The sequence below is a fragment of the Loktanella sp. S4079 genome (genome assembly GCF_000967725.1).
In the GTDB taxonomy this organism is placed as follows: Bacteria; Pseudomonadota; Alphaproteobacteria; order Rhodobacterales; family Rhodobacteraceae; genus Yoonia.
Map to the genome: position 1 here is coordinate 207,769 of NZ_JXYE01000002.1, position 11,630 is coordinate 219,398.

Here is an 11,630-nt window from a genome sequence, read left to right on the forward strand (position 1 = left end):
TCACCGAATGGCGTTGCCAGTGGGTCGTGATTGGCTATGTTGCAGAGGGCAGCGAGGGCAGGTCATGGCAGAGCCACTAGAAATCAACGAAGAAGAAGCATTTGGCATCACCGACCGGTTGGTCGCTGAGGTCCTCGAAGCCGTCGATTCGGGTGAAACCGAAACCGTAAATGCGTTGCTTGACCCGCTTCATCCTGCTGACATCGCGCATCTTATTGAACAGATTGACGGCAAGCAGCGCCGTGACCTCTTAACCATCTGGAAGGGGGGTATGGACGGGGACACCCTGTCAGAGCTGAACGAAAGCCTGCGTGAAGAGGTCATCGAACAGCTTGAGCCCGCCGATCTGGCGGTGGCGGTGCGCGACCTCGAAAGCGATGATGTCGTTGATCTGGTCGAATACCTCGATGATGATCAGCAAGAGGCTGTTCTGGGTGCCCTAGACGCTGGCGACCGTGTGGTGGTCGAACAGGCGTTATCCTACCCCGAAGAATCCGCCGGGCGGCATATGCAGTCAGAGCTGGTCCGCGCACCGGAACACTGGACCGTAGGGGATGCAATTGATTACTTGCGTTCCGATGTCGTCCTGCCCGAACAGTTTTACCATGTGCTCCTTGTTGATCCACGGCTCAAGGCGGTGGGCTATGTGACGCTGGGGCGAATCCTTAGCAATCCGCGGACCACGCCGCTGTCCGATCTGACCGAAGACACATTTCGGACCTTTCACGTCACCCAAGACGTCGAAGAAGTCGCCCAAGCGATCAACCACTATCACATGATCACCGCCCCGGTTGTCGATGACGACGGTCGGGTCGTCGGGGTGATCACCATTGATGACGCGATGGCCTTTCTTGAAGAAGAGGCAAACGAAGACATGCTGCGCCTCGCCGGTGTTGGTGAGGGCGCGTTGTCGGATCGCGTGATCGACACGACCAAGCGGCGTTTCCCGTGGCTCGCGGTGAATCTCGTTACGGCTATTTTGGCGTCGTTGGTGATTTCTCTCTTTGAGGAAACCATTGCTGGTCTGGTCGCACTTGCGGTGCTCATGCCCATTGTGGCGTCGATGGGTGGTAACGCAGGAACACAGTCGCTGACGGTCGCCGTGCGCGCCATTGCGACGCGCGATTTGACGGCTGCGAACCTCTGGCGGGTTATCAAACGTGAAGTCCTTGTTGGTTTGATCAATGGCCTAATCTTTGCCGTAGTGATGGGGCTCGTTGGTATGGCGTGGTTTGGCTCTCCGATGCTTGGGGTCGTTATTGCGGTCGCGATGGTGATCAACTTGGTGATCGCAGGGCTGGCGGGTACGGTCATCCCGGTCACGCTCGAAAGGATCGGCGTGGATCCGGCACTTGCATCGGGTGCCTTTGTGACGACGGTGACCGATGTCGTTGGATTCTTTGCTTTCTTGGGGCTAGCTGCAATGTGGTTGCTGTGATGGATAAGTCCTCTGCGCGCAAAGCCGCGTTTGCGCGGCGCAAGGCAGTGCATGGCACGATTACTGCCGCTTCGGGGTACCTGAGCGAAGTGCTCGCAGGATACCGCGGCGTGCCGATCGCTGGTTACAGCCCGATGCGTACCGAAATAAACCCGCTGCCTGCATTGTCAGAGGCCGCCGCCCACGGCCCTGTCGGAATGCCTGTGATCATGGGAGATGCCACGCCTCTGAAATTTCGGGAATGGGAACCCGACTGTATAATGGAGGAGGGAGCCTTTGGAGCCTTGATCCCATCTAACGGTGCATGGATGACCCCCGAGATCGTGATCGTGCCGCTTGTTGCATTTGATCGGCGCGGCGGAAGGCTTGGCTATGGTGGCGGCTTTTATGATCGTACTCTCGAGCAGCTGCGTACCATGAAACCGACGCTGGCGATTGGATTTGCCTATTCTGTCCAAGAGGATGATGATTTGCCACTGGAAGCAACAGATCAGCCCTTAGATATGATTGTCACCGAACAGGGGATCATCGAACCCTAGACCACCGGACGATGACCACTGGTGAAACGAAAGCATCCCCGCAACGGTCAGAACAAATTTAGCTAAATTTGTTCGCCCCATCGCGAGGATGCGAAATTCTTCACGGGACTGACGGCTAGCCTGCTTCAGAAAATGCAGCCATCACTTCGTCAGAGGCCTCAAAGTTAGCGGTGACGCGCTGCACGTCATCGTCTTCTTCTAGCGTGTCCAGTAGCTTCATCAGCTTGGTCAAACCGTCTAGATCAACATCTGTCGTCATATTGGGTTTCCAGATCAATTTCGTAGATTCTGATTCACCCAATTCTGCCTCGAGCGCGGTTGAAACCTCGTTCAGATCGGTATCAGCGCAGTAGATAACGTGGTTCTCATCGTCGCTTTGCACATCATCTGCACCTGCTTCGATGGCTGCCATCATCACGGTGTCCGCATCGCCGACAGCAGCAGGGTAGATCACCTCGCCCATACGGTCGAACATAAACCCAACTGACCCAGTTTCACCTAGGTTGCCGCCATTCTTTGAGAATGTTGAACGCACTGTCGACGCAGTCCGGTTCCGGTTATCGGTCATGGTCTCAACAATGACTGCAACGCCGCCGGGGCCGTAACCCTCATAGCGGATTTCGTCATAGTTTTCCGCATCGCCGCCTTGTGATTTCTTGATCGCGCGCTCGATCACGTCTTTGGGGACGGAGCTCGACTTTGCTTCCTTTACCGCAAGGCGCAAGCGGGGATTTTTCTCTGGGTCTGGATCACCCATTTTTGCGGCAACGGTGATTTCTTTGGCGAGCTTGGAAAACAGTTTTGAACGCAGTTTATCCTGACGCCCTTTGCGGTGCTGAATATTCGCCCATTTGGAGTGGCCAGCCATCGGAAACCTCGTGTGTAAAGATGTAATTTGCGTCTCTATACGGCATCCTTCGGGGAGCCCGCAACCCTTGCTTACAAGGGCCAGAAATACGGAATGGCGAACGAAACGATCGGCGCCAGAGTAAGATTCAGCGGGATGCCGAATTTAAGGAAGTCGGCGAATTTATAACCGCCCGGACCATAGACCAACGTATTCGTCTGATAACCAATAGGCGTGGCAAAGCTGGCGCTGGCGGCAATCATGACGGCCACAACCAAAGGACGTGGATCGACGCCAAGCGCGCTTGCCAATCCAATCGCGATTGGCGTCATAACAACTGCAACAGCATTGTTGGACACCAATTCGGTCAGGGTCGACGACAGCGCATAGACGGCAAGCACAACAAAAAATGGTGGCAAGACCAGCATAACCGGCGACAGCGTATCGGCGATCAATGAAACGGCACCCGAAGATTCGAGAGCAGAACCGACGCCAAGCATTGCGAAAATCAGCGCAAGTAGTCGTCCATCAATCGAGGCAAAGGCCTCTTCCGCATCAATGCACCCCGTGGCGAGCACTGCAGTCACCCCGAGCATGGCCAAGAGCAAAATAGGCGCGACACCCATCGCCGCAAGGATGACCACCGCAAGCAATACGCCGATCGCCAGCGGGGCATGCGCCCGGCGATATGCGCGTTGGGATGGCTTTGACACATCGCCAAGGTTCATATCTTCGGCAAGTCGTTGAATGTCGGCAGGCGCGCCCTCGAGCAAGAGGGTATCACCAACCCGAACGACCATATCTTCCATCTGCTGGCTCAGGTTCGTGTCCCGGCGGTGAACCGCCAGCGTATAGACCGCATAGCGGCGGCGCAGGCGCATTGAGCCCAGCCTGCGCCCAACCATCCGACAGTTCGGCGTGATGAGAACCTCGACCGTGGTGGTTTCAACGGCGGAAACTTGATCAACACGACGCAGATCCTTGGTCGCCTGTAGCGACAGCAACTCGGTCATGGCTGTCCGTAGAACCACGCGGTCACCGACTTGCAGCTGCACGTCCTTGAGCTTGCGTCGCAACGATTCATCACCACGGATCACATCGATCAAGCGCACTCCCTCGCGCTTGAATAGCTGCACGCCAGTCACATCGCGCCCGATTAGGTTGCTGTCCGGGGGGATAACGGCCTCTGAGAAAAAGCGCATCTTGGAGCGGTCAGACAACATATTCGCCATGCTTGTCCGGTCGGGCAAAAGCCGCGGCCCAACAAAATAGAGATAGGCAAATGTCCAGCTGACAACAATCACGCCGACAGGCAGAATTTCTATAATTCCAAATGGTTGCATTCCCGAAGAACGCGCGACACCATCCACCAAAAGGTTGGTCGAAGTCCCGAGCAAGGTCATCGTACCGCCGACAATTGCGGCATAACTCAGCGGGATCAAGAGCTTGGACGCAGAGGTCCCAAGGGTCCTTGATAATTGTACAAACACAGGGATCATGACGACAACAAGCGGCGTGTTATTCATAATCGCGCTGGCAATTGCCACGAAGAGCAGACTGCCCCCAATCGCGCGAGCAGGGCTAATCTTGGCCTGTTTCTCCACGACTTGTGTCATCGCATTCAGCGCGCCTGTCCGCACCAGTGCGCCAACAATGATGAACATGGCCGCAATGGTCCACGGGGCAGGGTTCGCCAAGACCGCCACAGCGTCTTCGTATGGCAACACACCAGAGACCAATAAAACAGACACCCCGATAAGCGCGACAACCTCGGTTGGATAGGCTTCGCGTAGGAACATCAGGAACATCCCGACGACAACACACATTGTCAGAAGGGCGGATTGAGTCTGCGTCAGATTAAAGAATTGATCCATGATCTACAGTTATGCGGAGCGCGCGCAAAAGGGCAAGCATTTGCACAGTTAGGCTGGGCCAGACTGGGACAGTCGCCCACCTTGGCGCACCATTTCTATGCGTGTTGCTTTGCCCGTGCGGTCGTCTGTTTCGACGTAAATTCCTGATAATGTTGCTTCTTCGTTGGCTGGGGTAAAGCGTGCTTTGGGCATGCCGGTGATGAAGCGACGCAGGGGTTCGACCTTGTCCATGCCAATGACCGAATTGTAATCACCGCACATGCCTGCGTCTGTTAGATAGGCCGTGCCACCGGGCAAGATCATGGCATCCCCTGTGGGAACATGGGTGTGCGTTCCGACCACTATGCTCGCGCGGCCATCGCAAAAATGCCCCATTGCCATTTTCTCTGAAGTTGCCTCGCAATGGACATCAATCAGGCTCGCGTGGACTTGGCCGCCCATTGGGTATTGCCGCAGTAACCCGTCTAGGGCGGAAAACGGATCGTCAAATGGCCGCTTCATAAAGACCTGTCCCAGCACCTGCGCGACCAGCACCTTACGCCCACCGGGCGCATTAAAAATCCGTGCGCCAACACCCGGGGCGGATTTTGAGAAATTCATAGGGCGGATGACGCGTGGCTCGCTCTCGATAAAGGTGAGCATATCCTTTTGATCAAACGCGTGATCACCAAGGGTCACCACATCAGCGCCAGCATCAAGCAACAGCTTGGCGTGATCGCCCGATAGCCCCATACCTGATGTGGAATTTTCGCCATTCACGACAACAAAATCCAGCTTCCATTCCGTGCGCAGGCGCGGAAGCTGATTGATGATTGCGGTGCGGCCTGCACGGCCCATGACATCGCCAAGAAACATTATTTTCATGGAACTGTTGTTATGCTGCATTTGCGGGTTCTACCAGATGATTTTTAGCTAAAAATCATCGCTGCCCCGTATTGCCAATCTGTGATTGGGCTGCCACCACTTGCCCATGGCAAATCAAAATCAATCGCGCCCGATTGTGGGCGTTGGATGGATGGTCGTGACAGGCTTGATGTTTGTTGGGGTCACCGCAGTCGTCAAACATGTAGGCAATGGGGTTCCGGCGGCGCAGGCGGCGTTCTTGCGCTATTTGTTGGGTGTTGTTTTTCTGATCCCAATGATCAAACCGATCTGGGATGCGCATCTGACCAAGCGGCAGGTCGGGCTCTTTGCTGTGCGCGGGGTGGTACACACGGTCGCAGTGATTTTGTGGTTCTTCGCAATGGCGCGTATCCCCATCGCCGAAGTCACCGCAATGAATTATCTGTCCCCGATCTACGTTTCGATTGGGGCCGCGTTGTTTTTGGGCGAGAAACTCCCACCGCGCCGTTTGGCTGCCGTCGGAATTGCGTTGATCGGTGCGCTGATCATTTTGCGCCCCGGTGTCAAAGCCGTTGAGTTGGGGCACCTTGCAATGCTGGGCACCGCGATTTGTTTTGCCATCGGGTATCTGATTGCGAAACAGCTGTCGGGTGAGGTATCTGCACCAGTCGTCGTGGGGATGTTGTCGGTGACGGTGACAATCGGGCTTGCGCCAGCGGCTTTGGCCGTATGGGTCACACCAACGCTACCGCAATTGGGTTGGCTGTTTCTGGTCGCTTGTTTTGCAACGGCTGGACATTACACCATGACGCTGGCCTTTGCCGCGGCGCCGCTGACCGTAACGCAGCCGGTGACCTTTTTGCAGCTCGTTTGGGCAGTGCTCTTGGGGGCAGTGGTTTTTGGTGAGGGCGTCGATGCTTGGGTGATTTTCGGCGGCATGGTGATTATGGCGTCTGTCAGCTTTATCACCTGGCGCGAGGCGGTGGCGCGCCGCGAAATTACTCCGCCAGTCACAGCGACGAAAGTGTGACTGGCGGTAGCTTGATTAAGCTTGCGTTGCGTTTGGTGCGAGGCGCGACAAAAGCGAGGCTTGGGTGACCTGACCAACAGGTGCCCCATCTTGGGTGACTTGCCATGTGGACGTTTCGATCTGCGCAATGATTTCGCTGACCGGAGTTTCAACGTCGATGGCGGGGCCGTCACACTCACCGTCAGTCATTACATCGCGAGCAGTCAGCACACCTAGCGGGTTCATATGAGCCACAAACTCTGCGACATAGTCGTTTACCGGGTTGGTAAAGATATCGCGCGGCGTACCGCACTGCACGATCCGGCCGCCTTCCATGATTGCGATACGATTGCCGATCTTGAACGCTTCGTCCAAGTCATGGCTGACGAAAATAATGGTGCGGTTGCGTTTCGCTTGCAGATCCAAAAGCTCGTCTTGCAGTTTGGTTCTGATCAACGGGTCAAGCGCTGAAAACGGTTCATCCATTAGCAAAATCGGCGCATCAGTGGCAAAGGCCCGTGCCAAGCCAACACGCTGCTGCATCCCACCGGATAGCTCGCCAACCAGCGCATCCGCACGGTCGGCAAGACCGACAAGTTCCAGTTCTTCGATGACGCGGGCGTTGCGGGCGGTTTTGTCCATCCCTGCCAGTTCTAACCCGAGCCCAACATTGTCACGTACACTGCGCCACGGCAGTAACCCGAACTGTTGAAAGACCATCGCGACGTCGTGCAAACGCAAATCGCGCAATGTCTTTTTGTCGGCATTGGTTACCGAAGCCATTCCGTTTTTCGTCTTGATCCGTACATCCCCGCGCACGACCGGGTTCAATCCATTAACCGACCTGAGTAGCGTCGATTTGCCAGAGCCAGACAGGCCCATCAGCACAAGGATTTCACCTTCTTCTACGGTCAATGAACAGTTGTGCACGCCAAGGATTTGATCGGTCGCGGCGCGGATTTCTTCGCGCTCTTGCCCCTTGTCCATCAATGGCAACGCCGAAAGAGGTTTATTCCCAAAGACGATTGAAACGTTATCAAATTCTACAGCGCTCATTTGCTTACTCTCAACATGCGGTCCAACATGATCGCAACGGCCACAATGACGAAACCAGATTCAAATCCAAGGCTCGGGTCGTTGCGACCAAGCGCTTGAACGACGGGTTTACCCAATCCGTTTGCGCCGACATAGGCCGAGATCACGACCATTGATAGCGACAGCATGATGACCTGATTGAGGCCTGCCATGATTTGCGGAAATGCATATGGCAGTTCCACCTTCCACAAGCGCTGCGATGGTGTCGCACCAAAAGATTCAGCGGCTTCAAGCAACTGCGTGGGCGTATTCGAAACGCCTAGGTAAGTCAGGCGAATAGGGGCCGGCAGCACAAAGATCACCGTCGCAAATAGGCCCGGCACCATCCCAAGTCCGAAAAATACGATGGCCGGGATCAGATATACAAATGCGGGCAATGTCTGCATCAGGTCCAGGATCGGGCTAAATGTTTGATATAGCTTTGGCCGATGCGCAAAGAAAATGCCCAATGGCACGCCCAAGCCCATACACACTACGCAAGACGACAACACCAGCGCGAGGCTGTCAGTGGTTTCTTCCCAATAGCCTTGGTTGACGACGAAAAGCAGGCACAAAAACACAAGTACGCAAATCTTCCACGAACGCTGAAGCACCCATGTCAGCGCGATAAACAAGGCGATGATCACGAACATCGGCGGTGTTTGTAGGCACCAGACAATCCCGTCGATCATCCAGTCTAACCCGTCGCTGAGTGTATCAAAGAATGCGCGCCCGTAGGTCTTGAGCCAATCCACGATCGTCTCAGCCCAGTCTCCGACTGGTATTTTATGTTCTGTGAGCCAGTCCATCATTGTCCCTTTGCCGTCATGAAAAGGGGGCCACAGTTCGCGACCCCCTGATCTGTTCTTATTCAGCCAGTGCAGCTGTTACTGCGGCAACTGCGTCGCCACCGTCTTTGGTGGTTACGCCGTCCAACCATGGTGTCCATGTGTCGGCGTTACCAGCCAGCCACGCTTTGGCTGCATCTTCTGGGTCAACGTTGTCGTTCAGGATCGCGCCCATGATTTCGTTTTCCATAGCGAGTGTGAAAACGAGGTTTTCCAGCAGCTTACCTGTGTTTGGACACTCTGTGACGTAGCCAGCACGTGTGTTGGTCGCTACGATTGCACCGCCAAGGTCGGGGCCAAAGTAATCATCGCCACCAGGCAGGTAAGTCATTTCATAGTTGGCGTTCATTGGGTGTGGTTCCCAGCCCAAGAATACAACAGGCTCGTCGCGGTCGTTTGCGCGCTCAACCTGTGCCAACATGCCTTGCTCAGAGCTTTCGACAACTTCGAAACCTTCAAGGCCAAATGCGTTCGCGTCGATCATGTCCATGATCAGACGGTTACCGTCGTTACCGGCTTCGATGCCGTAGATGTTGCCGTCCAGCGCGTCTTTGGCTTGGGCGATAGATGCGAAATCAGTGATGCCAGCCGCAACACCAGCTGCGTTTGTCGCCAGCGTGTATTTCGCGCCTTCAAGGTTTGTGCGCACTGTGTCGACTGTACCAGCTTCGCGGTATGTCGCGATGTCGCCTTCCATTGTTGGCATCCAGTTGCCCAAGAACACATCGATGTCGCCTCCGGCCATTGACGCGTAAGTGACAGGAACAGACAGGATGTCTGTTGTTGTCTCATAGCCCAATGCTTCGAGAACGATAGAGGTCGCAGCAGTCGTTGCTGTGATATCGGTCCAACCGACGTCGGAGAAACGCACAGTGTCGCAATCCGCCAGTGCAGGGGCCGCGGCGCAAATCGCCAGTACGGACAAAGTGGATTTGAGTTTCATTTCATAGCTCCCAGTTTTGGATCTTTTTCTTGATTGACGAGTCAATAAAGAACAATCTAGTCTGCTTTGGCAACCTCACAGTGAGAATTAGATGCCAAAGCTTGGGATGGAACCTATCCGGCGCGCGGCGCTGGTGAAAGCAACGATTGATGAAATCGGTGCTGCGGGCACATTAGATGTGACAGTTAGCCGTATCGCTAAGCGTGCGGGCATGTCGTCTGCTTTGGCGCATCACTATTTTGGTGGCAAGGATCAGATATTCTTGGCGGCAATGCGCCATATCTTAACACTTTACGGCGCAGAGGTGCGTGGTGCACTTGCGATGGCGGACGGTCATAAGTCGCGATTGCAGGCAATTATCCGCGCAGGCTTTACCACGTCGAACTTTCGACGTGAGGTGATTGCGGCGTGGTTGAACTTTTACGTATTGGCCCAATCCAGCGATGCGGCGCGGCGCTTGCTCACAATTTACCATAAGCGCCTACATAGTAACCTCGTTCACGATTTGCGTCCGTTGGTCGGCGATGCCGCTGACGGTGCGGCGCAACGAATCGCCGGTTTGATCGATGGGCTCTATCTGCATCGTGGGCTGAACCAAAGCGGGGGTGACGGCACCTCTGCAACCGAACATGTTTTCGCGCTGCTTGACGCCGAACTAGAGGGGCATACATGAGCAAACCCAATATTTTGATCCTTATGGTCGACCAGTTGAACGGCATACTGTTTCAGGATGGTCCGGCAGACTGGCTACACGCCCCCAATCTCAAGGCTTTGGCGGCGCGCTCAACGCGCTTTAAGAATAGCTACACCGGGTCGCCCCTTTGTGCGCCGGCGCGTGCTGCGTTTATGTCTGGGCAATTGCCCAGCCGAAATGGTGTCTATGACAACGCAGCAGAATTTACGTCAAGCATTCCAACCTATGCGCACCACTTGCGTCGGGCGGGCTATCAAACCTGTCTTTCGGGCAAGATGCACTTTGTTGGCCCCGACCAGCTCCACGGCTTCGAAGAGCGCCTGACAACCGACATCTATCCGGCTGATTTCGGCTGGACGCCTGATTACCGCAAACCCGGTGAACGCATTGACTGGTGGTATCACAACATGGGGTCAGTCACCGGTGCGGGTGTTGCTGAAATCAGCAACCAGATGGAATATGATGACGAGGTTGCCTACAACGCCACCCGCAAGCTCTATGACTTGTCACGCGGGCATGATGCGCGCCCTTGGTGTCTGACGGTTAGCTTTACGCATCCACATGATCCTTATGTCGCGCGTAAAAAATACTGGGATCTCTATAACGACTGCGAACACCTTGATCCGGTCGTGCCCGAAATCCCGTATGATGACCTCGATCCGCATTCACAACGGCTCTATGATGCGATGGATGCTAAGAATTTTGAGATCACGCCAGAACACATTCGGCGTGCGCGTCAGGCTTACTTTGCGAACATCAGCTATCTCGACGATAAGATCGGGGAAATCCTGCAAACGCTCACGGATACGCGCCAAGAAGCGACGATCATGTTTGTCTCGGATCACGGCGATATGCTGGGTGAACGCGGCATGTGGTTCAAGATGTCGTTCTTTGACGGCTCTGCCCGTGTTCCACTGATGATCGCCAGCCCAGATATGCAGCCGGGATTGGTCGAAACCCCTGTCAGCACCATTGACGTGACCCCAACACTTTGTGAGCTAGCGGGCGTTGATATGTCCGAAGTCATGCCGTGGACCTCAGGTGAAAGCCTCGTGCATTTGGGGCAGGGGGGCGAACGCGATACACCTGTTGCTATCGAATACGCCGCCGAAGGATCATACGCGCCGCTCGTTTCACTGCGCTATGGCAAGTGGAAATATAATCGCTGTGCGCTCGACCCTGATCAGCTCTTTGATATGGATGCCGACCCGCACGAGCTAACCAACCTTGCTGATACCCCCGCACACCAAGGCACACTTACTCAACTGCGCGCCAAATCCGAAGCACGTTGGGATTTGGCTAAATTCGACGCCGATGTGCGCCACTCCCAAGCCTGCCGCTGGGTCGTTTACGAGGCCCTGCGCGAAGGCGGCTATTATCCATGGGACTACCAGCCGCTGCAAAAAGCATCCGAGCGCTACATGCGTAACCACATGGATCTAAATGTTCTTGAGGAAAACCAACGCTTCCCGCGTGGTGAATAATCCCTCGCTTTGTTTGAAATACTCCCGCCGGAGGCAC

Annotated in this window: 11 protein-coding genes; 5 read left to right on the forward strand and 6 right to left on the reverse strand. The window is 55.1% G+C overall.

Going from position 1 to position 11,630, the window contains the following annotated elements; translation table 11 throughout:
- Positions 1 to 64 precede the first annotated feature (64 nt).
- Both mgtE and TW80_RS02115 read left to right on the forward strand, forming a co-directional pair.
- The gene (gene mgtE / locus TW80_RS02110) at positions 65 to 1,438 is read left to right on the forward strand and encodes a magnesium transporter (protein ID WP_045995714.1); all 1,374 of its coding nucleotides are present in this window, start codon (positions 65 to 67) and stop codon (positions 1,436 to 1,438) included.
- Positions 1,438 to 1,977 carry a 5-formyltetrahydrofolate cyclo-ligase gene (locus TW80_RS02115; protein WP_045995715.1) on the forward strand — a complete coding sequence of 180 codons (540 nt, stop codon included), beginning with the start codon at positions 1,438 to 1,440 and terminating at the stop codon, positions 1,975 to 1,977. The genes mgtE and TW80_RS02115 overlap by 1 nt, the downstream gene beginning before the upstream one ends.
- Before the next feature lie 115 nt (positions 1,978 to 2,092).
- On the opposite strand, the gene TW80_RS02120 is transcribed toward TW80_RS02115, so the two are convergent.
- The 3 genes from TW80_RS02120 to TW80_RS02130 form a co-directional block, all read right to left on the reverse strand.
- Positions 2,093 to 2,845: a YebC/PmpR family DNA-binding transcriptional regulator gene (locus TW80_RS02120; protein ID WP_045995716.1), complete on the reverse strand. Its 753-nt coding sequence runs from the start codon at positions 2,843 to 2,845 to the stop codon at positions 2,093 to 2,095.
- 71 nt (positions 2,846 to 2,916) lie between these two features.
- A complete protein-coding gene (locus tag TW80_RS02125; RefSeq protein ID WP_045995717.1) occupies positions 2,917 to 4,698 on the reverse strand; it encodes an SLC13 family permease in 1,782 nt (593 codons plus the stop codon).
- A gap of 48 nt (positions 4,699 to 4,746) precedes the next feature.
- On the reverse strand, positions 4,747 to 5,562 hold the full coding sequence (locus TW80_RS02130) for a TIGR00282 family metallophosphoesterase (RefSeq protein ID WP_045995718.1): 816 nt from the start codon (positions 5,560 to 5,562) through the stop codon (positions 4,747 to 4,749).
- A 106-nt stretch (positions 5,563 to 5,668) separates the two neighbouring features.
- Here TW80_RS02130 and TW80_RS02135 point away from each other — a divergent pair, with 106 nt between their 5' ends.
- The gene (locus tag TW80_RS02135) at positions 5,669 to 6,571 is read left to right on the forward strand and encodes a DMT family transporter (RefSeq protein ID WP_045995719.1); all 903 of its coding nucleotides are present in this window, start codon (positions 5,669 to 5,671) and stop codon (positions 6,569 to 6,571) included.
- A 15-nt stretch (positions 6,572 to 6,586) separates the two neighbouring features.
- Here the strand turns inward: TW80_RS02135 and choV are convergent, their stop codons facing one another.
- From choV to choX, 3 genes are read right to left on the reverse strand one after another with little or no spacing between them, the layout of a single operon-like run.
- Complete coding sequence (gene choV, locus TW80_RS02140) at positions 6,587 to 7,606, reverse strand: choline ABC transporter ATP-binding protein (protein ID WP_045995720.1); 1,020 nt, start codon at positions 7,604 to 7,606, stop codon at positions 6,587 to 6,589.
- Positions 7,603 to 8,433 carry a choline ABC transporter permease subunit gene (gene choW / locus TW80_RS02145; RefSeq protein WP_045995721.1) on the reverse strand — a complete coding sequence of 277 codons (831 nt, stop codon included), beginning with the start codon at positions 8,431 to 8,433 and terminating at the stop codon, positions 7,603 to 7,605. Before choW ends, choV begins: the two co-directional genes overlap by 4 nt.
- A gap of 58 nt (positions 8,434 to 8,491) precedes the next feature.
- Positions 8,492 to 9,415 carry a choline ABC transporter substrate-binding protein gene (choX, locus tag TW80_RS02150; RefSeq protein WP_045995722.1) on the reverse strand — a complete coding sequence of 308 codons (924 nt, stop codon included), beginning with the start codon at positions 9,413 to 9,415 and terminating at the stop codon, positions 8,492 to 8,494.
- A 91-nt stretch (positions 9,416 to 9,506) separates the two neighbouring features.
- Between choX and betI the strand changes: the two genes are divergently transcribed.
- Entirely contained in the window at positions 9,507 to 10,088 is a 582-nt protein-coding gene (gene betI / locus TW80_RS02155) for a choline-binding transcriptional repressor BetI (RefSeq protein ID WP_045995723.1), read from the forward strand.
- Positions 10,085 to 11,593: a choline-sulfatase gene (betC, locus tag TW80_RS02160; RefSeq protein ID WP_045995724.1), complete on the forward strand. Its 1,509-nt coding sequence runs from the start codon at positions 10,085 to 10,087 to the stop codon at positions 11,591 to 11,593. The genes betI and betC overlap by 4 nt, the downstream gene beginning before the upstream one ends.
- Positions 11,594 to 11,630 lie beyond the last annotated feature (37 nt).

Bases quoted from the DNA above. Each gene is read 5' to 3' on its own strand.
- betC (WP_045995724.1), top strand. From the start codon at position 10,085: ATGAGCAAACCCAATATTTTGATCCTTATGGTCGACCAGTTGAACGGC.
- TW80_RS02120 (WP_045995716.1), bottom strand. From the start codon at position 2,845: ATGGCTGGCCACTCCAAATGGGCGAATATTCAGCACCGCAAAGGGCGT.
- choW (WP_045995721.1), bottom strand. From the start codon at position 8,433: ATGGACTGGCTCACAGAACATAAAATACCAGTCGGAGACTGGGCTGAG.
- TW80_RS02130 (WP_045995718.1), bottom strand. From the start codon at position 5,562: ATGAAAATAATGTTTCTTGGCGATGTCATGGGCCGTGCAGGCCGCACC.
- choV (WP_045995720.1), bottom strand. From the start codon at position 7,606: ATGAGCGCTGTAGAATTTGATAACGTTTCAATCGTCTTTGGGAATAAA.
- TW80_RS02115 (WP_045995715.1), top strand. From the start codon at position 1,438: ATGGATAAGTCCTCTGCGCGCAAAGCCGCGTTTGCGCGGCGCAAGGCA.
- TW80_RS02135 (WP_045995719.1), top strand. From the start codon at position 5,669: ATGGCAAATCAAAATCAATCGCGCCCGATTGTGGGCGTTGGATGGATG.
- TW80_RS02125 (WP_045995717.1), bottom strand. From the start codon at position 4,698: ATGGATCAATTCTTTAATCTGACGCAGACTCAATCCGCCCTTCTGACA.
- mgtE (WP_045995714.1), top strand. From the start codon at position 65: ATGGCAGAGCCACTAGAAATCAACGAAGAAGAAGCATTTGGCATCACC.
- choX (WP_045995722.1), bottom strand. From the start codon at position 9,415: ATGAAACTCAAATCCACTTTGTCCGTACTGGCGATTTGCGCCGCGGCC.
- betI (WP_045995723.1), top strand. From the start codon at position 9,507: ATGCCAAAGCTTGGGATGGAACCTATCCGGCGCGCGGCGCTGGTGAAA.